Source organism: Streptomyces sp. NPDC012510, assembly GCF_042955065.1.
GTDB lineage: Bacteria > Actinomycetota > Actinomycetes > Streptomycetales > Streptomycetaceae > Streptomyces.
On record NZ_JBIBEN010000014.1, the window covers coordinates 240,067 to 261,200 of the forward strand.

Genomic DNA, 21,134 nt, shown 5'->3' on the forward strand with positions numbered 1-21,134 from the left:
TCGCGTGCTGTGCGGTGCGTCCGGTTGCCTACAGGACCGGCAGGACCGCCGGCATCAGGTCCTGGAACGTACGGCCGTTGGCGGGCGAGCCGATGGCGGTCATCTGCCAGCCGGTGCCCGCGCGATGCACCTTGGCCATGATCTGGGCCGTGTACTGTCCGCCGCCCGCGAGGGTGTAGCGGGCGAGCTCCTGGCCGTTGGTCTCGTCCACCAGTCGGCAGAACGCGTTCTGCACCTCCTGGAAGGTCTGGCCCGTGAAGGAGTTCACGGTGAAGACGATCTGGTCGATGTGGACCGGCACCCGGGCCAGGTCGACGAGGATCGCCTCGTCGTCACCACCCTGGCCGACGCCGCCGACCAGGTTGTCGCCGGTGTGGCGGACGGAGCCGTCGTCGCTCACCAGGTGGCGGAAGAAGACGACATCGACGGGCTGCTTGTCCGCGAACAGCACGGCGGAGGCGTCGAGGTCGATCTCCCGGGTGCGGGATCCGAACAGGCCACGGCGGGGGGCAGCCTGCCAGCCGAGACCCATGCGCACCGCGGTCAGACTGCCTCCGTCGTTCTTCTGCAGACTGATGGCCTGACCCTTGGTCATGTTGACGGTCACGCGCTGATTCCCCTCTCGAACTGTCCCCTGTTTTCCGCGGAGTCCACGGATGTGCAGCACCTTACGCAGCAGCACTGACATTGCCGCAGCCTGTGTCGCACTTTGTGTCGGTCTTGCAACACAGCGCGGCGCCCGGGAGCACGGCCCCTCCCCCGGGCTCCGAGCGGGACCCGTCAGGCCAGACCGGCCTCCTTCATCTGCCTGAGTTCCTTCTTCATCTCGGACACCTCGTCGCGCAGCCGGGCCGCGATCTCGAACTGCAGGTCGGCGGCGGCCGCGCGCATCCGCTCCGTCATGTCCTCGATCTGCTGGGTGAGGTCGGCCGCGGGGCGGTCGGTCGGGACGGTCTCCTTGGCTTTGCCCTTGGCGGGCTTGGCCGCCTTGCCGCCGAGGGAGGGCACGGGGGCCTTGGCGCCCTTGCCGTCCTTGCCCGCGCGGTAGCCCGAGCCGAGCAGCTGCTCGGTGTCGACGTCCTCGCGGGCGATCTGCGCGACGATGTCGTTGATCTTCTTGCGGAGCGGCTGGGGGTCGATGCCCTTCGCCTTGTTGTACGCGACCTGCTTCTCCCGGCGTCGGTTGGTCTCGTCGATGGCCTTCTCCATCGCCGGGGTGATCTTGTCCGCGTACATGTGGACCTGACCCGACACATTGCGCGCCGCGCGGCCGATGGTCTGGATGAGCGAGGTGCCGGAGCGCAGGAAGCCCTCCTTGTCCGCGTCGAGGATCGCCACCAGGGAGACCTCGGGGAGGTCGAGGCCCTCCCTGAGGAGGTTGATGCCGACCAGGACGTCGTACTCACCGGCGCGCAGTTCACGCAGCAGTTCCACGCGGCGCAGGGTGTCGACGTCGCTGTGCAGGTAGCGGACCTGGATGCCGAGTTCCAGGAAGTAGTCGGTGAGGTCCTCCGCCATCTTCTTGGTGAGGGTGGTGACGAGGACCCGCTCGTCCTTCTCGGTGCGCTTGCGGATCTCGTGCACCAGGTCGTCGATCTGGCCCTCGGTGGGCTTGACGACCACTTCGGGGTCGACGAGGCCGGTGGGGCGGATGATCTGCTCGACGTGGCCGTCGGAGCGGGAGAGCTCGTACTGCCCGGGGGTCGCCGAGAGGTAGACCGTCTGGCCGACGCGCTCCTGGAACTCCTCCCACTTCAGCGGCCGGTTGTCGAGGGCGGACGGCAGCCGGAAGCCGTGGTCGACGAGGGTGCGCTTCCGGGAGGCGTCGCCCTCGTACATCGCGCCGATCTGCGGCACGGTGACATGGGACTCGTCGATGACGAGGAGGAAGTCGTCGGGGAAGTAGTCCAGCAGCGTGTTCGGCGGGGAGCCGGGCTCGCGGCCGTCGAAGTGCATCGAGTAGTTCTCCACGCCGGAGCAGGAGCCGATCTGGCGGAGCATCTCCAGGTCGTACGTCGTGCGCATGCGCAGCCGCTGGGCCTCCAGGAGCTTGCCCTGCTTCTCCAGCTCCGCCAGGCGCTCCCCCAGCTCCTTCTCGATGTCGTTGGCGGCGCGTTCCAGGCGCTCGGGGCCGGCGACGTAGTGGGAGGCGGGGAAGACGTACAGCTGCTGGTCGTCGCTGATGATCTCGCCGGTGAGGGGGTGGAGCGTGGAGAGGGCCTCGATCTCGTCGCCGAACATCTCGATGCGGACGGCGAGCTCCTCGTAGACCGGGAAGATCTCGATGGTGTCGCCCCGGACACGGAAGGTGCCCCGGGTGAAGGCCAGGTCGTTGCGGGTGTACTGGATGTCCACGAAGCGGCGCAGCAGCTCGTCCCGGTCGTACTCGTCGCCGACCTTGAGGGGGACCATGCGGTCGACGTACTCCTGCGGTGTACCGAGGCCGTAGATGCAGGAGACCGAGGCGACCACGACGACGTCGCGGCGGGTGAGCAGCGAGTTGGTCGCGGAGTGGCGCAGCCGTTCGACCTCCTCGTTGATCGAGGAGTCCTTCTCGATGTAGGTGTCCGACTGCGGGACGTAGGCCTCTGGCTGGTAGTAGTCGTAGTACGAGACGAAGTATTCGACCGCGTTGTTGGGCAGCAGCTCGCGGAACTCGTTGGCCAACTGGGCGGCCAGCGTCTTGTTCGGCGCCATCACCAGGGTGGGGCGCTGGAGCTTCTCGATCATCCACGCGGTGGTGGCGGACTTGCCGGTGCCGGTCGCGCCGAGCAGGACGACGTCCTTCTCACCTGCTCCGATGCGTTGGGCGAGCTCGGCGATGGCCGTGGGCTGGTCACCGCTCGGCTGGTAGGGGCTGACGACCTCGAGAGGCGCCACCGTGCGTTCGATCTTGGAAACGGGCCGCATGAATCAACCGTACGACCCCGCACTGACAACGGGCTCCGATCAGCGGTGCCGCGGGACGGGGCCGGCGGTTCCGCGGGACGGGGCCGGCGGTTCCGCGGGACGGGGCCGGCGGTTCCGCAGGAGGTGATCAGCGGTTCTGGGGGGTGCGGGAACGGCGCTCATGGTGCTCCCGACCCGCGTAGGACTCCTGGCGTCGGCAGGTGTGCGCGCTGGCCTGGGCGGGGATGCCGGGCCGCCGCTCGACCGGCCCTCCGTGGAACCTACCCATGATCATGAAGGGGTCGAACATGACGACGACGCCCGCGAGGAGCAGGAAGACCAGCGGGCCGATCATCAGCGGGGCGAGCAGGGCGGCGGACGAGGAGCCGCCGGCCGGTGCGGTGGATGCGGCACTGTGCAGATGGACGCTGAGCGCGGCCATGCCCGTGTAGTGCATACCGCTGACCGCGAACCCCATGACCAGGCTGGCGCCCACGCTCCACAGGAAGCCGCGGACCTGCCCGGCCGCCCACAGCGCGGCGATCGCGGCCACCACGGCGATGACCACCGAGGCGGCCACGGTCACGGTGTTGTACTCGAGCGTGCCGTTGAGGCGCATTCCCGCCATACCCAGGTAGTGCATGGAGGCTATGCCGAGGCCGGTGATGGTGCCCCCGGTGAAGAGCGCGGCTCCGGTCGCGCCCTTGGAGGCGACCATGAAGATGCCTATTCCGACCATGACGATCGCGACGGCGAGGCTCGCGAAGGTGGTCAGTGGGTCGTACTCGACCGGCGTCCGCAGGACCGTGAACCCCATCATCGCGACGAAGTGCATGGTCCAGATTCCGGAGCCGATGGCCGCCGACCCCAGCGCGAGCCAGCCGATCCGCCAGCGGCCGTCGACGAGCATCGCTCTGGTGGTGCAGCGCAGGCCGAGCGCGCCACCGAGGCAGGCCATGAGATAGGCCACCACCGGTGTGACGAGTCCGTAGCTGAAGCCGTCGACCGTGCCCTGCATGCGCGGCTGCCTTTCCCGCCCTGACGCGTCCCTGGATTCCCTGCACCGCCCCCGCCCCCGGGACCGCGATGACGGTGTGGGGTGTCGCAGAGAGTATGACCCCCACCGGAATGGTCGAACGATTTTCCGGCAAAGAAACACGCCCTTGCCCCACTTGTGCGGTGCCCGTGAGCGGACTTGGGCAACTCCATTCAATTCGTGGCCATCCTGCGCACTCCTGCTGTTGACCCTCTGCTGTCACGCTTGAGCTGACCGTGATCGATCGACGCGAGGAGTACGCATGCACGTGCGCGCAGTTGCCGCCGCGACCACCGCGTTCTTGGGGGCCACCGTCCTCCTGCTCCCCACTTCCGCCGCTCATGCGGCCGCCGACGCCGCTAATCCGCTGGTCGTCGCACATCGCGGAGCCTCCGCCTACGCGCCCGAGAACACCCTGGCCGCCGTCGACAAGGCCGACGAGATGGGCTTCGACTGGGTCGAGAACGACGTCCAGCGCACCAAGGACGGCGAACTCGTCGTCGTGCACGACGCGACACTCGCGCGGACGACCAACGTCGAGGAGCTCTATCCCGACCGCGCGCCCTGGAACGTGCGGGACTTCACCGCCGCGGAGATCGCTCGCCTGGACGCGGGCAGCTGGTTCGACAGCGGCTACGCGGGCGCGCGCGTGCCGACGCTGGAGCAGTACATGAGGCGTGTCACACGCAACAACCAGAAGCTCGTCCTGGAGATCAAGAACCCCCAGCTCTACCCGGGCATCGAACAGCAGACCCTGAAGGTGCTCAGCAACGAGGGGTGGCTCGGCCCGGCACACCTCGAGAAGCTGGTGATCCAGAGCTTCAGCGCCGACACCGTACGGCTGGTGCACGCCCTGCTCCCGGCGGTGAAGACCGGTTTCCTCGGTACCCCGGACATCGCCGACCTGCCCGAGTACGCGAAGTTCAGCGACCAGATCAATTCCTCGTACACGACCATCTCCGCGTCCTACGTGGCCGCGATCCACGGGCTGAAGGGTCCGCACGAGAAGCCTCTGGAGATCCTCACCTGGACCGTGAACGACGCGGAGAACGCCCGCCGGGTGACGGGTTACGGCGTGAACGGCATCATCACCAACAAGCCGGACGTCGTCAGAGACGCCACCCAGGGCTGACCGAGACGCCACCCAGGGCTGACCGGGCGCGCCCTGGTCCCCGGCGTTCGCGTTCCGGGCGGAGCGCACGCCAGGGGTGTTGTCAGTGGCGGGCCCTACGGTGGTCACATGAACAGCCATGCGCAGGACGAGCAGCAGGTCGTATGGGCCGTCGTCGGCACGGACATCGGCCCGCTGCTGCTGGCCGCGACGGACGACGGCCTGGTGAACGTCGTGTTCCACGCCACGGACGCGGTGCGCGACAAGGCGCTCGACCGGCTCGCCTCCCGCCTGGGCACGGTGCCCGTCGAGGCGCCTGGCGCCCCTCAGCTGGCCGAGGCGATACGTCAGGTCGAGGCGTACCTCGCGGGCGACCGGCATTCCTTCGAACTGCCGCTGGACTGGTCGCTGATCTCCGGGTTCAACCGCCAGGTGCTGCGAGAGCTGGCGTCCGGTGTCCCGTACGGCTCGGTCGTGGGCTACGGGGACCTCGCCCGCCGGGTTGGGCAGCCGGGCGCGGCCCAGGCGGTCGGCGCCGCGATGGGATCGAATCCCCTGCCCGTGGTGGTGCCGTGCCACCGGGTGGTCGAGAGCGATGGTGGCATCGGGGGGTTCGGCGGCGGGCTGGAGACCAAGCGGAAGCTGCTGGCACTGGAAGGGGTGCTCCCGCAGCCGCTGTTCTGAGGGGCCGCGGGCCAGGGGGCGCCCCTGTGAGCCCGTGCGCCGGCTTCGCAGGTGAGTCGCCGACAGGCGAGCCCGTGCCACCAATCGGTCGTTCGTCGTCGCCCCGGCGCGTGAAGGAAGGGTGGCCGGAAACTACTCGTAATGCCGCGCCTCGAACACGTTTCCGTCCGGGTCTCGGAAGTAGAAACTGCGTCGGGCCGCTCCCCGTGCGCCGAACGAGTCGTACGAGAACTCCGAGACGGGGACCGCCCGTTCCTCCAGCCGGGCGCGCAGTTCGTCGAAGGCGTCGCCGGGCATCGCGAGGCAGACGTGGTTGACGGGATGCCCGGCGCTGTCGGCGGCGCCGGGCACCATCTGCAGGGTTTCGGCCACAGTGAGCGGCATGAGGTCGAGGATGGTCTCGTCGTTGAGGCGAACGGAGGGGAAGGGGGCCTGTCCCGCGGCGTACTCGCCGAGTCGCACGGGCTCCAGTCCGACGGCCTTCTCATAGAACTCGGCTGCGGCGATCGGCTCCTGGACCCAGAGGACGACGTGGTCGAGACGTGTCGTGTTGTCCTTCATGCACCTCAGGCTGGTGTCTCGCGCCACAACACGCAAGGGTTTGGCCGGGCGCGCCGTCCGCCATGGATGAGGAAGGAACGACAGACAGGAGGCGAGCGCGTGCTGGTGGTGTCCGAAGAGGTGCGGGAAGCGGTCGACGCGCGTCGGCCCGTGGTGGCGCTGGAATCCACGATCATCGCGCACGGGCTGCCCCGCCCGCGCAATCTGCAGGTGGCACTGGAGTTGGAAGAGGTCGTACGGCAGGAGGGCGCCGTACCGGCGACGATCGCCGTGCTCGACGGGCGCCCCCACATCGGCCTCGACAAGGACCAGTTGGAACGGGTCGCCAACGAGGACGGCATCCGCAAGCTGGGGCATCGGGATCTCCCGCCGGCGGTGGCCGCCGGGGTGAGCGGCGCGACCACCGTGTCGGCCACCGCTCAACTGGCGGCCCTCGCAGGCGTACGGGTGTTCGCCACGGGTGGGCTCGGGGGCGTGCACCGGGAGTGGACGGTGACCCAGGACGAGTCCGCCGACCTGGGTTTGTTGGCACGGACCCGGATCACCGTGGTGTGCGCGGGCGTGAAGTCGATTCTGGACGTGCCGGCGACCTTGCAGCGCCTGGAGACACTGGGTGTCACGGTCGCCGGGTACGGCACGGAGCGTTTCCCCGGCTTCTATCTGTCCGACTCGGGGCACCCGGTGGAGTGGACGCTCCGGTCGCCGGGCGAGGTCGCGGACGTCATGCGGGCGCAGGACGCGCTCGACGGCCCGGAGTCGGCGCTGATCGTCGCCAACCCCGTGCCCGAGGAGGAGCAGCTCGATCCCGAGTTGCACGCGCGCGTGCTCGCCGAGGCGCTGCGCGAGTGCGAGGCACAGGGCGTCACGGGTCAGGCGGTCACGCCCTTCCTGCTGGCCCATCTGGTACGGCACACCGACGGCGCCTCCCTGAGCGCCAACCTGGCGGCGGTCCGGGGCAACGTACGCCTGGCGTCGCGGATCGCTGCGGCCTGGGCCGGGGGGTGAGGTGACGCCACGGGGCGCGAGGGAGCCCGGCGACGAGGTGCGCGGGGCGCTGCTCGTCGTGGGGGATGTCGTGACGGATGTGGTCGCCCGGCACAGCGGTCCGCTCGCGTCGGGCACCGACACGGCCTCCGCCATCCGGACGCTGCCGGGTGGGGCGGGAGCCAACGTCGCCTGCTGGGCTGCCCATCGGGGCTGCGCGGATGTGCGACTGCTGGGGCGGGTGGGCAGGGACGGGGCCGCGTGGCACGAGCGGGAGCTGCGGGCTTCGGGTGTACGTCCCCACCTGGTCGTCGACCCCGAGGCGGCGACGGGGACGGTGATATGCCTGGTGGACGCGGCGGACGCGGCCGAACGCACGTTCCTCACGGACAGCGGTGCCTCGCTGCGGCTGAACCCGGACGACTGGTCGCCGTCCCTGCTCGACGGCGTCGCGCGGCTCCATCTGTCGGGCTATCTGTTCTTCTCGGAGCCGAGTCGCGCGCTGGTCACCGTGGCTCTGGACTCGGCACGCGCGCGGGGGGTGCCGGTGAGCGTGGACCCCGCGTCGGCGGGGTTTCTCACGGGGCTCGGGGTGGACCGTTTTCTCGCGCTCGCCGAGGGGGTCGACGTGCTGCTGCCCAGCCGCGACGAGGCGCGTCTTCTGACGGGACTGCCCGAACCGGTCGACGCGGCCGCCAAGTTGAGCCGCCTTTTTCCCCTGGTCGTGGCCAAGCAGGGGGCCGACGGTGCTCTGGTCGCCCGTGACGGCGTCGTCGAGTCCAGGATTCCCGCGGCCCCCGCCACGCCGCACGACAGCACCGGAGCGGGTGACGCCTTCACCGGTGCGTTCCTCGCGGCGCTGCTCGCGGGCGCGGAGGCCGAGGAGGCGGCGGTCGAGGGGTGTGGGGCGGGAGCGCTGGCAGTGGGAAGGGTGGGCGGGAGGCCACCGACAGCCGCCTGAGACCTGCGAGGGCGCGGACGTGGGCCCTTGTGTGCGGGACTCCGCCCCGTGCTGTCGCGGCCGGGCCCGGTGGTGTCACCGGCTCGCCCGGTAACTGCATGGGAGCGGCGCCGTCGCGTCATCAGCGCGGTCCTTCACGTCCACCGGACGGCGCCGTCGCGTCGCCACGTCGTCGCATCGTCGCGTCGTCGGCACGGCATCGTCGCGTCAACGGTGCGGCCCCGTCGCCTCGAGCGTGCGACTCCCTGCGGCGTGCGCCCGGCCGCAGGCCATGGGTGCCGTTACGCCTTCCGTCCCCATGCCGAGATCAGCGGCGGGGCGGCGACGTCCATCGCGCCGGAGGCCACATGGGAAAGGTGCCGGTCGATCTCCTCGTCCGTGGCGAGGTTCGCCGTGACGAGGTCTTCTCGGAGCCGTTCGACGGTCGTCGCCTCCAGGGCGGCGCAGTCCGGCGAGGCGACGGGGAAGTACGCGTCGGCCCTCACACCGCGCAGGCCCGCCGCGCGCAGCAGCCGCGGGAGTCTGCGGCCGTACGCCGTGTCGATTCCACGGTCGGCGAGCAGGGTACGGACGGCCTGGCGGAGGCGGTTGGCCAGGTGGTGCTCCGGGGCGGACTCCTCGGGGCAGGCCAGAGGTTGCAGGGCGCTGTCGGCCTCTTCAACCAGAAGCCGTCCACCGGGGCGCACGGCACTGATCATCGACAGCAACGCCCGCTCGGGGTCCGGCGCGTGCACCAGGGCGAGCCGGGCGTGGACAAGGTCAAAGTTCTCCCCTGGCGGCTGATCGACGCCCGCCTGGTGCGCCAGGGCCTCAACCGGAGGGCGGGTGACCGAGGGCACGGCCCAGGAGATGTCGGTGTCGGTCGCCACGACCTTGCCGGTCGGTCCGACCTTCTTGGCCAGCCAGGAGACCACGGACGTGCCGCCGGCACCGACCTCCCAGCAACGCCAGCCGGAACCGAGTCCGAAGCCCTCCAGGTGCCGGAACGTGGTGTGGTCGAAGAGCACGGCGAAGGCGTCGGAGCGCTGCCCCGCCTCGCCCTGTCGGTCGCTGAGGAGATGTCCATCGGTTGGCATCATGCCGCGATCATCCCATTTAGTGGACTTATTACTAATGCGACTCTCCCGCAGCCCGCCGCGCCCGCTCCGACAGCAGCGGGAACGGACGTGACCGACGGAACGGATGGACGGAGGAACGGCTGGATCGGCCGACCCGTCTCCACAAACGAAGCGGAACATTCCGTTCCCACAGGCTTACCCGGTACTCATTCAGCCCTGGCAAACTGGCGCGACAAGGCACGGAATGCGGTGCGGGGAGATTCACGCAAGGAGAGCCAGATGTCCATGGCAGGGAATCTGCGGAAGGTCGCCGGCCTCGACAAGGTCGGCAATCTGCGCAGAATGGCACGGCTGGCACGGCGTCGCCCCCGGGTGGACCTCAGCCATCCGGCGCGTTCCCCGCTGGGCACCTCGGTGGTGAATTGCGTGACGTACCACAAAGGCGTCCGCTCCCCCGGGGGTCGTGATGTGACCGAGGCCGTCAGGCAGATTCGCAGGCATGACCACGGCTTCGTCTGGCTGGGGCTGCACGAGCCGACGCAGCGGGAGTTCGCCGGCATCGCCGAGCTGTTCGACCTGCATCCGCTGGCGGTCGAGGACGCGGTCGAGGCCCATCAGCGCCCGAAGCTGGAGCGGTACGGCGACACACTGTTCGCGGTGTTCAAGACCGTCTGCTACGTCGAGCACACCGAACTGACCGCCACCAGCGAGGTGGTGCACACGGGCGAGATCATGGTCTTCGTCGGCTCGGACTTCGTGATCACGGTACGACACGGGCGGCACGGCTCCCTCGGCCCGCTGCGCGAGGAGCTGGAGGCCAATCCCGAGCAGCTCGCCAAGGGACCGGCGGCGGTGTTGCACGCGATCGCCGACCACGTGGTGGACGACTATCTGAACGTCACGGACTCGGTGCAGACGGACATCGACCAGGTCGAGACCGATGTGTTCGCCGCCAACGGCGCACGGGTCGACCCCGGACGTATCTACCAGCTCAAGCGTGAACTGCTCGAACTGAAGCGGGCGGTGGCCCCGCTCGCCCGCCCGCTCCTGGAGCTCACCTCACGGCCCATCCGGGTGGTTGACCCGGAGATACAGGCCTACTTCCGGGACGTCTCCGACCACTTGCTGCGGGCGACCGAGCAGATCGCCGCGTTCGACGAACTGCTGAACTCGATCCTGCAGGCGCATCTCGCGCAGGTCAGCGTCGCGCAGAACGAGGACATGCGGAAGATCACGGCGTGGGCCGCGCTCATCGCCGTACCGACCATGGTGTGCGGGGTCTACGGCATGAACTTCGAGCACATGCCCGAACTGCACTGGAAGTTCGGCTATCCGTTGGTCCTGGGAGTCATAGCCATCGCCTGCATCACCCTCTACCGGGGCTTCAAGCGCAGCGGCTGGCTGTGACAGGGGCCCGATCGGGTCAGTGCGTGGCGCTCTTGGCGTAGACGCTCTCGACCCAGGAGGCGATCTGGTCGTCCGACAGGTTCTGGGCCAGATCGGCCTCGCTGATCATGCCGACGAGACGCTTGTTCTCGATCACCGGGAGCCGACGGATCTGGTGCCCCTTCATCTCCTCGAGCACCTCGCTGATGTCGGCGTTCGCGTCGATCCAGCGCGGTGTGCCCTTGGCCAGGTCGCCCGCCGTGATCTGCGACGGATCGTGCCCCAGGGCCACGCAGCCCACGACGATGTCGCGGTCGGTGAGGATGCCGCAGAGCCGTTCGTTCTCATCGCTGATGGGAAGCGCTCCGACGTTGAGCTGGCGCATGAGCTGGGCGGCGCGGTCCAGGGTTTCGCGGGCGGGGATCCACTGGGCACCGCGGTGCATGATGTCTCCGGCGGTGGTCATGTAGTACCTCCCGTTGCCGGACGGCCGGCGCGGCGCAGGACGCACCGCTAGTCCCGGCGTCCTTCATTCTTGCCGCGACCGGGGCGCAGCGCATGCGGAGGCACACGGCCGACCCGGACACCGGACCGAGGCCGGGCGGAGATTCGCATCTCGACGGCCTCGCCTGTCAGCCGTTCCAGGCCGGGTGCCGTGGGTCGTCGGCGCGCACCAGGACGTCGGCGGTGGTGGCCGGGTCGGTCTCGGCGTCGTAGCGCTCGAAGGCGGGGAGGGTCCAGTGCTCGTTCGCGGGAGTGCGGCGGCGCAGAGCACCCGGGGAGAGGAGGACGTGGACGGTCAGATCGAAGGGGAACCAGTGCTTCAGGAGGAGGGGACCATGCGTCAACAGGATGGTGCCGGGCGGGAGTCGGACGTAGGGGCTGCGGGTCGCGCGGTCGGTGGCGGGGTCCCAGAGATCGGGCAGGACGCGACCCGTACCGCCCGGATCGAGCGGACCGAAGACCTCGCGCCACAGGGCGGCGATGTCGAACCAGCCGTCGTAGTACGCCTCCACGTCCTCGTGGCCGTACTCGAAGCGGAGCGACGCCGGCCGCAGGAAGCCGTCGGTGCCCACGACGAGCGAGGGCCGACCACGTACGCGCAGCGCCTCACAGACGCGGGCGGCGAGCTCGCCCGGGCGGGCGGCCGGGGCGCCGTCGAAGGCGACGCGCGGCCAGGGAGACCCGTCGTCCGGCTTCAGGTCGAGGAGGCGGTCGGCGAGGAGGTCGCCGAGCCGTTCCCAGGTGATCGCTTCGAATCGCACACGGCCCATGATGCCGCGCCCGGAACAGCGGGCCCGAGCCGGCCGGGACGCCGGTACGAAGGCCGCGTGACCGTGCGGGCACCAGGGGGAATGAACCGCGTATGGCAGCGCTCGCCACTCCCCCGCCCCGTACCGGACCTGTCGTCGTGCAGGCACTCAGGAAGAAGCACTGTGCCGAGTGCCGTGGCGGCCCGGTGGCGCTGCTCGTGCTGGAGGCGGGAGCACCGCGCTGTCTCGACTGCGCGGACCTCGGGCACCTGGTCTTCCTGCCCAGGGGCGACACCGCGCTCACCCGCAGAGCCCGGGAGGAGAGCGCTCTGTCGGCCGTGGTCGTACGGTTCAACCGGCGTCGGAGCCGGTACGAGCGGCAGGGCGTCCTGGTCGAGGAGGCAGGGCTCGACCGGGCCGAGGAGCGTTGCCTGGCCGACGCGGAGGCACGACGCCGGCGGCGGGCGCGGGACGCGCGGCGGCGGGAGGCTGAGGACCTGCGCTTCACGGACGCTTTCGCCGGGGAGATACGTCGGCTGTTCCCCGCGTGCCCGGCCGAGCGTGCCCGGGAGATCGCCGCCCACGCCTCCGTGCGCGGCAGCGGCCGCGTCGGCCGGAGCGCGGCCGGCCGCGCCCTGTCGGAGGTCGCCGTGACCTCAGCGGTCATCGCCTCCGTTCGCCACGTGGACACGCCGTACGACCAGCTCCTCATGAGCGGCGTACCCCGGCACGAGGCGAGGCGACGGATCGCGAGGGCGGTGGAGACGACGTTGCGGGGGTGGCGGGCAGTGGGGTGAAAGGGGCCGGATGTTCAGTTGGACGACGGTAGGGGGCGGGCGGTGCGGGCAGGCTCTGGGTTCGGGGATCGAGGTGGGAGCGGACATGATCGATGGGCCGTACTTCGTGCTGACGGTGCTGGGGCTGCTGGGGACGGCGATCGTGGCGGGGGTGTTCTGCGGTTTCTCGACTTTCGTGATGAGGGGGCTCGCATCGTTGCCGCCGGCGCAGGGCGTGGCGGCGATGCAGGCGATCAATGTGAGTGCCCTGACCCCGGCGTTCATGCTCCTGTTCACTGGTACGGCGGTGTTGTGCGCCGTGTTGGCCGTCGTGACGTTCGTGCTGTGGCCGGGCGAGGGAAGAGTGGAGTTGCTGCTGGGCAGTGCGCTGTATCTCTTCGGCTCCTTCGGGGTGACGATGGTGGCGAACGTGCCGCGCAACGAGACGCTCGCCAAGCTGGACGCGGGCACGCGCGAGGCGGCGACGTACTGGCGGGAGTACGTGAGCCAGTGGACGACGTGGAACCACGTCCGCACGGCCGCCTCGGCCGCCGCCGCCCTGTCGTATCTGCTCGCGCTCGCCTGAGGCGGGCGCGGCGGGCGCGTCGTATCGTGGCGGGAAGGGAGGCCGCCCTAAGGCGTACAGCCGCGCGCTTCGCGCCCCGCGCCTCACGCCGATCCGAGTCCGCCAGTGTACGGCCGTGCGCGTACGCGCATGAGATACGTGAGGGAGACGGCCATGGCCGATCCCAAGGGTTTTCTGACCACGCCACGCGAGGAGTGGCCGCGCCGGCCCGTCGAGGAGCGGGTGCGGGACTGGAACGAGGTGTACGTTCCCGGGGCGCTGCTGCCGATCATCAGCAGGCAGGCGGACCGCTGCATGGACTGCGGGGTCCCGTTCTGCCACGAAGCCTGTCCGCTGGGCAACCTGATCCCGGAGTGGAACGATCTGGTGTCACGGGAGGACTGGCGGGCGGCCGGCGACCGGTTGCACGCCACGAACAACTTTCCCGAGTTCACGGGACGGTTGTGCCCCGCGCCCTGCGAGGCGGGGTGTGTGCTGGCTATCAACCAGCCCGCGGTGACCATCAAGAACGTGGAGGTGGCCATCGCGGACCGGGCCTGGGACGAAGGTTTCACGCCGCCCCGCCCGCCCGACCGGCTGTCCGGGAAGACGGTCGCCGTCGTCGGCTCGGGGCCGACAGGGCTGGCGGCGGCGCAGCAGTTGACGCGGGCCGGGCACACGGTGGCCGTGTATGAGCGGGCTGACCGGATCGGGGGGTTGCTGCGGTACGGGATCCCCGCGTTCAAGATGGAGAAGCGACATTTGGACCGGCGGTTGGAGCAGATGCGGGCGGAGGGCACGAGGTTCCGTACGTCGACCGCCGTGGGAGCGGACATCGGGGCGGCTGAGCTGCGGTCCCGGTACGACGCCCTGGTGATCGCCACGGGGGCCACGGCCTGGCGTGAACTGGACGTGCCGGGGCGGGAGTTGGGCGGGATTCACCAGGCGATGGAGTATCTGCCGTTGGCCGACCGGGTGTGTGAGGGGGATCTGGAGGTGTCGCCGCTGTCGGCGGCCGGGAAGCATGTCGTGATCGTCGGAGGTGGGGACACGGGGGCGGACTGTCTGGGGACGGCGGTGCGGGAAGGCGCCGCGTCGGTGACGCAGTTGGACATCTATCCACTCCCCGAGGCGGAGCGCGACGAGGATGTCGACCCCTGGCCGACGTATCCGAAGGTGTACCGGCTCTCGGCGGCGCATGAGGAGGCGCGCGATCTGGAGACGGCGCCGTCGGCGGACGCGGACGCGCGTTTGTTCGCGGCGTCCACGCTCCGCTTCACGGGGGACTCCGAGGGGCACGTGCGGGCGCTGCGTCTGGTCGAGGTGGACGAGCGGCGGCGGGCCCGGCCCGGAACCGGGCGGACACTGCCCGCCGATCTCGTCCTGCTCGCCCTCGGATTCTCCGGACCTGACCGCCGTGACGGGCTTGTGGACCAACTGGGGCTGGCCCTCGAACCGCGCGGGACGATCGCTCGGGGGCCGGACTTCGGAACCAATGTGCCCGGTGTGTACGCCGCTGGGGACGCCGCTCGGGGGCAGTCCCTCATCGTCTGGGCGATCGCCGAGGGGCGGGCGGTGGCCGCCGCGGTCGACCGCGCCCTGACCGGCTCGGACCGGCTACCGGCCCCGATAGGACCGTACGACCGCCCGATGACGGCGTGACCGCTCGACCGCCGGGCACGCCACCACCCTCGGCAGCGGCCGGTTCACGCAGCGGCCGGTTCGGGCAGCGGCCGGTTGGGCATCGGCCGGTTGGGCATCGGCGGGCCCCGCCGCGCTAGCGGTTGTGCATGCCGGCCTGGTTGGCGGTGGAGAGGGCTCTCCGGAAGCAAAGTGTCGGGCCTCGCGGCAGACCGGGATCTCGTCGTTATGACCATGAATCCACGGTGCGGAAACGCCTCCGGAAAGACCTCCCGTAGAGTGCATTTTCGTGGTGGACTCGTGGGTCAATACGGCGGAGCGGATCGGGGTCGATCTGCATCTTGAGCTGTCGGGCACGGGTGGGCGGCGAGCCGCGTTGATCCGGGCGCTGCGGGACGCGGTGCGTGGTGGCCGACTCGCTCCCGGGACCCGGTTGCCCCCGTACCGCTCGCTCGCAGCGGACCTGGGCATCGCCCGCAACACGGTCGCCGACGCGTACGCGGAGCTGGTGGCCGAGGGCTGGCTGACGGCCAGGCAGGGCTCGGGCACACGGGTGGCCGAGCGGGCCGTACCGCTGGGCGCCCCCGCGCGCGTACCCCGGAAGGGGCCTCCTCTCGCACGTGGGCCGCGGCACGATCTGCGGCAGGGCACGCCGGACGCGTCGGCGTTCCCGCGAGCGGCGTGGGCGGCGTCGTACCGCAGGGCTCTGATGCGGGCGCCCAACGAGGCGTTCGGGCCGGGTGATCCGGCGGGCCGGGTCGAACTGCGGGAGGCGCTCACCGAGTACCTGGCACGCGCGCGTGGTGTGCGTACCGAGCCGTCGCGGATCGTGATCTGCTCCGGCTTCGCGCACGCGCTGCGGCTGCTGTTCCACGGCCGGGTGCTGCGGGGCCCGCTGGCCGTGGAGGCGTACGGTCTGGGTTTCCACCGTGAGCTGTTGGCGGAGGCCTCCGTGCGCACCGTTCCACTGCCACTCGACGAGGACGGTGCCGACGTGGACGGGCTGGGCCGGGAACGGGCCGTGCTGCTCACGCCCGCACATCAGTTCCCCACGGGTGGGCCGCTGCATCCAGCCCGGCGGGCCGCCGTCGTCGACTGGGCACGCGCGCGTGGCGGGGTGATCCTGGAGGACGACTACGACGGGGAGTTCCGTTACGACCGTAAGCCCGTCGGGGCCGTGCAGGGACTCGACCCCGAACGGGTCGTGCACATCGGGTCGGTCAGCAAGAGCCTGTCACCGGCGTTGCGGCTGGGGTGGATGGTGCTGCCGGAGCGGTACGTCGACGCCGTGCTGGAGGTGAAGGGGGACCGGGAGGCGTGGGCGAGCACGCCGGACCAGTTGGCGCTCGCGGACTTCGTCGTGTCGGGGGCGTACGACCGCCATGTACGGCGGATGCGGCAGCGGTACCGGGCGCGCCGCGACCGTCTGGTCGTCGCCCTCGCGACGCACGCGCCGCACATCGAGGTCAGGGGGATCGCGGCCGGGTTGCACGCCGTGTTGCGGCTGCCACCCGGGACGGAGCGGTCCGTGGTGGAGGCGGCGACCCGGCGGGGCGTCGCGCTCGACGGGCTGGCGGCGTTCCGGCACCCCGGCGCGACGGGGGAGGCGCCGGACGGGCTGGTCGTCGGATACGCGACGCCTCCGGAGCATGCGTACGGGGCGGCGTTGGAGGCGTTGTGCGACGTGCTGCCGCCCAGGTGAGCGGCGCGCCGGGGTGGAGCGGCGGTGGGTCGGCCGTGGGCGTCGGACCCTGGTCGCCGGGCCGGTTCCCGGTCGACAGGAAAACGGCGGCGGTGGGACCATTGATGCCAGGAGGTACGTCGCCGCTGCCGTGGGCCCGACAATCCGGCGGTGACCTGCCCCATCCTTCGTTCCGTCGTCAGGCGTAGGGCCCCTCCCTCGCGTCCCCCCTGTTGACGGCCGGTCCCGGAGGGTGCTCGATGACGACGGTCGACGAACGTCACGGAAAACATGACGAAGGTGCGCGCGGCGGGGCGCCGTCCCGGTGCGGCGGCACACTCGGCTCTCATGTCGTCCCCCTGAGCCGGGCCACGGCCTCGCTCCCCCTGCTCACCGGTAACAAGGCGGCGCATCTCGCACGAGCGGCTCGCGCGGGGCTGCCGGTGCTGCCCGGCTTCGTGATCCCTCCCCGGCTGGACGGTTCGTACAGCGGGCACGGCGCGGAGGGCACACACACCGCTGACGGCACGGACGGCACGGACGGCACGGACGGCGCCTACGAGGAGCGGGGCGCGGGCGGGGCGTCCGCCCTGTCGCGCGCCTGGGAAGAGCTGTCGCAACACGGTGCGCTCCCCCTCGTCGTACGGTCCTCCTCGCCGCAGGAAGACACCCGGGACTCGTCCATGGCGGGGCAGTTCGACTCCGTGCTGGGGGTGCGTGGGTGGGAGGAGTTCCTCGCGGCGGTACGCACCGTGCTCGGCTCGGCGCGGCGGCCCGACGGCGGCAGCGCGCCCATGGCGGTGCTCGTCCAGCCGATGCTCCGGGCCCGGGTCGGAGGTGTGCTGTTCGGCGCGGACCCCGTGGCAGGGCGGACCGATCACATGCTGGTCAGCGCGGTGCGGGGCGGACCCGACGCGCTGGTCGGCGGTGATCGGCCGGGGACGAGTTACTGCCTGAGCAGGTGGGGGCGGCTGCTGCGGACCGAGTCGGCGGAGCGGAATGACTCCACGCCCTTGCTCACCCCCTCCGAACTGCGTCGGCTCGCTCGGCTCGCACGGCGGGCTGCCCGGGTCTTCGGTGGACCGCAGGACATCGAGTTCGGCTTCGACGAGGCCGGGCGGCTGTGGCTGTTCCAGAGTCGGCCGATCACGGCGATGGCGGCGCGGCCACCGCGCGGCGCCCGGCTCCTCGGTCCCGGGCCGGTGGCGGAAACCCTGCCGGACCAGTTGGAGCCGCTGGAGGAGGACCTGTGGGTGGCACCCATGGCCCGTGGGCTCGCCTTCGCTCTCGACATCGGCGGCAGCGCGCCGCGCCGGCATCTGCGGACCGCCCCGGTCGTCACGACGGTCGGCGGTCGGGCCGCGGCGGACCTGCGGCTGCTGGGCGCCGTCCCGCCGAGGCACCCCCGGCTCGCGTGGCTCAATCCGGCGCCGGGGGCCCGGCGGCTGGGTACGGCCTGGCGGGTGGGGCGCTTGACCTCGACGCTGCCGGGCCTGGCCATGGATCTGCTGGCCGACGTCGACAGACGGCTCACCGAGACCCCGCCGCCCTCGGAGCTGCCGACCGTCGAGCTGATCACGACCCTCCGCTGGACCCGCGCCACCCTGGTCTCGCTCCACGCCCAGGAGGCTTTGGCCGGCGCCCTGCTCCCACAGCCTCACGTCACGGTCGCGGGCACGGCCCTCGCCACGCTCGCGGAGACCTGGCACCAGGACATGCCGGACCACGAGGTGGTGGCCAGGGAACCCGTGCTCCTCGCGCTCACGGCCCCCCGCCTCTGGGGCGACCTGCCACTCCCCTGGCCCGAGACCTCGATTCGCGACGGCGAGACTACGATGCGCGACGGTTCGGCGGCACCCACGCCCACCGCCACTGCCCGCACGGCGCCCTCCACACCCGCCACCACTGCGACCACCGCCGCCCCCACACCCACCCCCACCCCCACCCCCACCCAGACGGCGACCACCCCACCCCTCGCCCGTCACCGCACCGCTTCCGTCTCCCTCGGCGCCCTTCCGCCCCGCGAGGGCCTGCGGCTGCGTGTTCGCTGGGTGCAGGAGTTGCAGGTCAGGTTGGTGCGGGAGGCAGGCCGGAGGCTGCAGGTGCGGGGCGTGCTGGGTGATGCCCGACGGGTGGGACTGTTGCGATGGAACGAGTTCGTCACCGCGCTGGAGGCGGGAGGGTTGCCCCGTGACTTCGAGGAGCGGCTGCCCCGGGCCGCGTCCGCCCCGCTGCCCGACCGCTTCCGGCTCGCGGACGGCGGCGTGGTCGTCGCCGAACCCACCGCCCGGGCCTCTGGCGACGGAGGTGCGGGAGGCGACGGAGGCGACGGAGGCCGCGGTGTCTCCGCCGGGCGCGGCTTCGGCACCGTGTGGGACGGCGACGGCGCGGCCCCGCCGGACGCCGTCCTGGTGGTCCGCACCCTCGATCCGGCGCTCGCCCCGCTGCTGCCCCGGCTCGCCGGACTGGTCGCGCAGACGGGCAGTCCGCTGTCCCATCTCGCGGTGCTGGCCCGGGAGTTCGGGGTACCCGCGGTGGTCGGTGTCGATGACGCGGTACGTCGTTTCCCGCCGGGCTCGCGACTGACGGTGGACGGTGGTTCCGGCGACGTGCGGGCGGAGGGTGCGTGATGCGGCGCCTCGCCTACCTCTTCGGCGGCGCGGCGGCGATCGGCGCGGGCGTCTACTTCGTCGTGTACCTCTACCGGTGGCAGTGGCAGCGGGCCATCCTCAGCGGGGTGCTGCTCCTGATCGTCGGGGTGCTGCTGCTCGGAATCGTGGTGCTGGGGCGTCTCGCGCGGATCGAGGAACGGATCCGGGAAAGCGACCGGCGGCAGGAGGACGCGCTCGCCCGGCTCCGGCAGACGCACACGCGTGAGCGGGGCGACCGGTTCCGGTGGCTGGAGGATCCGGCGAGCCGCAGTCATGTCTTCGTGCCGGTGCTGATGGTCACCGGAGTGGTGCTGTCCGGGATCGCCTGGCTGGTGCAGCGGGTCGCGTCGGTCACGGCCCGGCCCATGGCCGAGCGGCGCCTTGCCGGGAAGCTGGCCGTGCTGACCTCGCCCGATCCGGCTCAGAACACGGATCTGGAGGACGTGCCTCCGCCCGGCGGCGGCACCCGGAGCCGGGCGGCCCGGCTGGTCACCGTGGGTGTCGGCGTCGCACTGCTGGCCTCGCTCGTAGTCGGGCTCGCCGACCTCACGCAGACGAGGCAGGAGGAGAGGAGCGGGGCCGAGGCGACCTCGGTGCTGGTCCAGGTGGACATGCGCGGTGTGCCCGTGACCGCCGAGCGGCAGTCCATGGCCGCGTCCCAGGCGTGGGAGCACTGCCGGAACTCCACGTCGGTGCCTCTGCGGCGGACCACACTCGGCGAACTCGGCGACGGCTTGTTCGCCGGAGTCGTCCGCCCCGCCCTCACCGACCACGACCGCCTGCGGCTGCGGGGCTGCCTGGAGGACGCCGAGGTGGACCGCGCCTTCTTGACGGTCGTGGGCATCGGCGATACCGGCGAAGAGTGAAACCGGCCTTCTCCACGAGACCGACAAAACCTCATCAGCGACATAAATCTACGCAAGTGACGGCAAGTAATGTGATATAGACAACAACCAGACAGAGTACTTATAGCGGGCAGGCTACGCTTTTGAGCAGACCCCCCGTCCCCAACCTCTCTGGTCCTTCATGTCTGTCACCCTCACACCGCCGCCCGTTCGCCCAGGTCCGCTCCACACCGCTCCTGCCCGGCCCCGCTCGCTCCGCAGAAGAGCGGTGCAGGTGCTCGTCGGGGTGCTGCTCGGTTGTCTCGCCCTGTGGGCCACGGGTTCGCTCGGCGTCCTGGCGGTGTCGTACGTGGCGCGTGAGACGACTTCGGAGCCCGAGGGCACCCGCTCGGTGAAGGGCATCCACAACTTCCAGCCCATCGGCACGGACGGCGAGCTGTGGCGCGGGGCCGCGCCCTCCCCCGCCGGTTACCGGGCACTCGCCGACCTCGGTTTCACCACCGTCGTCGACCTGCGCGCCGAGGACCTGAGCGCCGCTCAGCTCGACCTGCCGCGCGAGGCGGGGCTCGATGTCGTACGGGTGCCGATGCGGGACGGGCAGACGCCGACACCGGAGCAGGTGCAGCGCCTGCTGGACACCGTGTCCGAGAGCTCCGGGCCTGTCTTCGTGCACTGCGGGGCCGGCGTCGGCCGTACGGGCACGATGGCTGCGGCCTACCTGGTGCGGACCGGGCAGGAGGAGGCGTCGGGAGCGGTCTGGCGCAACCTGTCGGTCGGACCCCCGTCCGTCGAGCAGATCTACTACGGGCTGATGCTGGAGCGGGAGCGGGAGACCGTGCAGCCGCCGCTCCCGGTGGTCGCGGTGAGCCGTCTCGTCGACGCACCGCGCCGCATCTGGTCCTACCTGTAGACGCCGGTGCACAGCCCCCATGAAGCGCCGTGCGTGCGCTGCGCCGGCCCCGTTATGTTTTTTGCGGTCCTGCAAGAGGGCCGCTGGCCTCCGGGCCCGGCATGACTTTTGCCCCCTGTCGAACGCATGACCTGGGGGGTGG

At 71.0% G+C, this 21,134-nt stretch carries 19 protein-coding genes; 12 read left to right on the top strand and 7 right to left on the bottom strand.

All coding sequences use genetic code 11. The features are described from left to right. Positions 1-28 precede the first annotated feature (28 nt). The 3 genes from ACFY9I_RS26115 to ACFY9I_RS26125 all read right to left on the bottom strand — a co-directional run bounded on the left by ACFY9I_RS26115 (position 29) and on the right by ACFY9I_RS26125 (position 3,907). Positions 29-607: a TerD family protein gene (locus ACFY9I_RS26115; RefSeq protein WP_391005570.1), complete on the bottom strand. Its 579-nt coding sequence runs from the start codon at positions 605-607 to the stop codon at positions 29-31. A gap of 173 nt (positions 608-780) precedes the next feature. Beyond that, positions 781-2,910, bottom strand: a complete 2,130-nt coding sequence (uvrB, locus tag ACFY9I_RS26120; protein ID WP_391005572.1) for an excinuclease ABC subunit UvrB — start codon at positions 2,908-2,910, stop codon at positions 781-783. Between the two features lie 127 nt (positions 2,911-3,037). Next, a complete protein-coding gene (locus ACFY9I_RS26125) occupies positions 3,038-3,907 on the bottom strand; it encodes an MHYT domain-containing protein (protein WP_391005574.1) in 870 nt (289 codons plus the stop codon). Between the two features lie 280 nt (positions 3,908-4,187). Between ACFY9I_RS26125 and ACFY9I_RS26130 the strand changes: the two genes are divergently transcribed. Beyond that, positions 4,188-5,057 carry a glycerophosphodiester phosphodiesterase family protein gene (locus ACFY9I_RS26130; RefSeq protein ID WP_391005576.1) on the top strand — a complete coding sequence of 290 codons (870 nt, stop codon included), beginning with the start codon at positions 4,188-4,190 and terminating at the stop codon, positions 5,055-5,057. A gap of 108 nt (positions 5,058-5,165) precedes the next feature. After that, positions 5,166-5,720 (top strand): methylated-DNA--[protein]-cysteine S-methyltransferase, encoded by a 555-nt coding sequence (locus ACFY9I_RS26135; RefSeq protein ID WP_391005578.1) that lies wholly within the window; start codon positions 5,166-5,168, stop codon positions 5,718-5,720. A 132-nt stretch (positions 5,721-5,852) separates the two neighbouring features. On the opposite strand, the gene ACFY9I_RS26140 is transcribed toward ACFY9I_RS26135, so the two are convergent. Then, positions 5,853-6,281 (bottom strand): VOC family protein, encoded by a 429-nt coding sequence (locus ACFY9I_RS26140; protein WP_391005580.1) that lies wholly within the window; start codon positions 6,279-6,281, stop codon positions 5,853-5,855. A 66-nt stretch (positions 6,282-6,347) separates the two neighbouring features. Here ACFY9I_RS26140 and ACFY9I_RS26145 point away from each other — a divergent pair, with 66 nt between their 5' ends. Together ACFY9I_RS26145 and ACFY9I_RS26150 are read left to right on the top strand one after the other, a co-directional pair. Further along, positions 6,348-7,286: a pseudouridine-5'-phosphate glycosidase gene (locus ACFY9I_RS26145; protein WP_391005582.1), complete on the top strand. Its 939-nt coding sequence runs from the start codon at positions 6,348-6,350 to the stop codon at positions 7,284-7,286. Between the two features lie 37 nt (positions 7,287-7,323). Then, on the top strand, positions 7,324-8,226 hold the full coding sequence (locus tag ACFY9I_RS26150) for a PfkB family carbohydrate kinase (RefSeq protein WP_391005627.1): 903 nt from the start codon (positions 7,324-7,326) through the stop codon (positions 8,224-8,226). Between the two features lie 281 nt (positions 8,227-8,507). Here ACFY9I_RS26150 and ACFY9I_RS26155 read toward each other — a convergent pair whose 3' ends face one another. Then, positions 8,508-9,305, bottom strand: coding sequence for a methyltransferase domain-containing protein (locus tag ACFY9I_RS26155; RefSeq protein WP_391005584.1), 798 nt, complete (start codon positions 9,303-9,305; stop codon positions 8,508-8,510). A 258-nt stretch (positions 9,306-9,563) separates the two neighbouring features. Between ACFY9I_RS26155 and corA the strand changes: the two genes are divergently transcribed. Beyond that, positions 9,564-10,691, top strand: a complete 1,128-nt coding sequence (gene corA, locus ACFY9I_RS26160; RefSeq protein WP_391005586.1) for a magnesium/cobalt transporter CorA — start codon at positions 9,564-9,566, stop codon at positions 10,689-10,691. Between the two features lie 16 nt (positions 10,692-10,707). Here corA and ACFY9I_RS26165 read toward each other — a convergent pair whose 3' ends face one another. Both ACFY9I_RS26165 and ACFY9I_RS26170 read right to left on the bottom strand, forming a co-directional pair. After that, the gene (locus tag ACFY9I_RS26165; protein WP_391005588.1) at positions 10,708-11,136 is read right to left on the bottom strand and encodes a CBS domain-containing protein; all 429 of its coding nucleotides are present in this window, start codon (positions 11,134-11,136) and stop codon (positions 10,708-10,710) included. A gap of 166 nt (positions 11,137-11,302) precedes the next feature. Then, on the bottom strand, positions 11,303-11,944 hold the full coding sequence (locus ACFY9I_RS26170; protein ID WP_391005590.1) for a uridine kinase: 642 nt from the start codon (positions 11,942-11,944) through the stop codon (positions 11,303-11,305). A gap of 92 nt (positions 11,945-12,036) precedes the next feature. Here ACFY9I_RS26170 and ACFY9I_RS26175 point away from each other — a divergent pair, with 92 nt between their 5' ends. The 7 genes from ACFY9I_RS26175 (at position 12,037) to ACFY9I_RS26205 (ending at position 20,992) form a co-directional block, all read left to right on the top strand. Beyond that, positions 12,037-12,720, top strand: coding sequence for a DUF2293 domain-containing protein (locus tag ACFY9I_RS26175; protein WP_391005592.1), 684 nt, complete (start codon positions 12,037-12,039; stop codon positions 12,718-12,720). Between the two features lie 85 nt (positions 12,721-12,805). After that, positions 12,806-13,285, top strand: a complete 480-nt coding sequence (locus tag ACFY9I_RS26180; RefSeq protein WP_391005594.1) for an anthrone oxygenase family protein — start codon at positions 12,806-12,808, stop codon at positions 13,283-13,285. A 153-nt stretch (positions 13,286-13,438) separates the two neighbouring features. Further along, positions 13,439-14,926, top strand: coding sequence for a glutamate synthase small subunit (locus ACFY9I_RS26185; protein WP_391005596.1), 1,488 nt, complete (start codon positions 13,439-13,441; stop codon positions 14,924-14,926). 268 nt (positions 14,927-15,194) lie between these two features. Then, complete coding sequence (locus ACFY9I_RS26190) at positions 15,195-16,607, top strand: aminotransferase class I/II-fold pyridoxal phosphate-dependent enzyme (protein WP_391005598.1); 1,413 nt, start codon at positions 15,195-15,197, stop codon at positions 16,605-16,607. Between the two features lie 239 nt (positions 16,608-16,846). Next, positions 16,847-19,216: a PEP/pyruvate-binding domain-containing protein gene (locus ACFY9I_RS26195; protein ID WP_391005599.1), complete on the top strand. Its 2,370-nt coding sequence runs from the start codon at positions 16,847-16,849 to the stop codon at positions 19,214-19,216. After that, entirely contained in the window at positions 19,216-20,103 is an 888-nt protein-coding gene (locus ACFY9I_RS26200) for a hypothetical protein (RefSeq protein ID WP_391005601.1), read from the top strand. The genes ACFY9I_RS26195 and ACFY9I_RS26200 overlap by 1 nt, the downstream gene beginning before the upstream one ends. A 247-nt stretch (positions 20,104-20,350) precedes the next feature. Next, a complete protein-coding gene (locus tag ACFY9I_RS26205) occupies positions 20,351-20,992 on the top strand; it encodes a dual specificity protein phosphatase family protein (protein ID WP_391005603.1) in 642 nt (213 codons plus the stop codon). Positions 20,993-21,134: the final 142 nt, after the last annotated feature.

Bases quoted from the DNA above. Each gene is read 5' to 3' on its own strand.
- uvrB (WP_391005572.1), bottom strand. From the start codon at position 2,910: ATGCGGCCCGTTTCCAAGATCGAACGCACGGTGGCGCCTCTCGAGGTC.
- ACFY9I_RS26125 (WP_391005574.1), bottom strand. From the start codon at position 3,907: ATGCAGGGCACGGTCGACGGCTTCAGCTACGGACTCGTCACACCGGTG.
- ACFY9I_RS26130 (WP_391005576.1), top strand. From the start codon at position 4,188: ATGCACGTGCGCGCAGTTGCCGCCGCGACCACCGCGTTCTTGGGGGCC.
- ACFY9I_RS26135 (WP_391005578.1), top strand. From the start codon at position 5,166: ATGAACAGCCATGCGCAGGACGAGCAGCAGGTCGTATGGGCCGTCGTC.
- ACFY9I_RS26140 (WP_391005580.1), bottom strand. From the start codon at position 6,281: ATGAAGGACAACACGACACGTCTCGACCACGTCGTCCTCTGGGTCCAG.
- ACFY9I_RS26145 (WP_391005582.1), top strand. From the start codon at position 6,348: ATGAGGAAGGAACGACAGACAGGAGGCGAGCGCGTGCTGGTGGTGTCC.
- ACFY9I_RS26155 (WP_391005584.1), bottom strand. From the start codon at position 9,305: ATGATGCCAACCGATGGACATCTCCTCAGCGACCGACAGGGCGAGGCG.
- corA (WP_391005586.1), top strand. From the start codon at position 9,564: ATGTCCATGGCAGGGAATCTGCGGAAGGTCGCCGGCCTCGACAAGGTC.
- ACFY9I_RS26165 (WP_391005588.1), bottom strand. From the start codon at position 11,136: ATGACCACCGCCGGAGACATCATGCACCGCGGTGCCCAGTGGATCCCC.
- ACFY9I_RS26170 (WP_391005590.1), bottom strand. From the start codon at position 11,944: ATGGGCCGTGTGCGATTCGAAGCGATCACCTGGGAACGGCTCGGCGAC.
- ACFY9I_RS26175 (WP_391005592.1), top strand. From the start codon at position 12,037: ATGGCAGCGCTCGCCACTCCCCCGCCCCGTACCGGACCTGTCGTCGTG.
- ACFY9I_RS26180 (WP_391005594.1), top strand. From the start codon at position 12,806: ATGATCGATGGGCCGTACTTCGTGCTGACGGTGCTGGGGCTGCTGGGG.
- ACFY9I_RS26185 (WP_391005596.1), top strand. From the start codon at position 13,439: ATGGCCGATCCCAAGGGTTTTCTGACCACGCCACGCGAGGAGTGGCCG.
- ACFY9I_RS26195 (WP_391005599.1), top strand. From the start codon at position 16,847: ATGACGACGGTCGACGAACGTCACGGAAAACATGACGAAGGTGCGCGC.
- ACFY9I_RS26200 (WP_391005601.1), top strand. From the start codon at position 19,216: ATGCGGCGCCTCGCCTACCTCTTCGGCGGCGCGGCGGCGATCGGCGCG.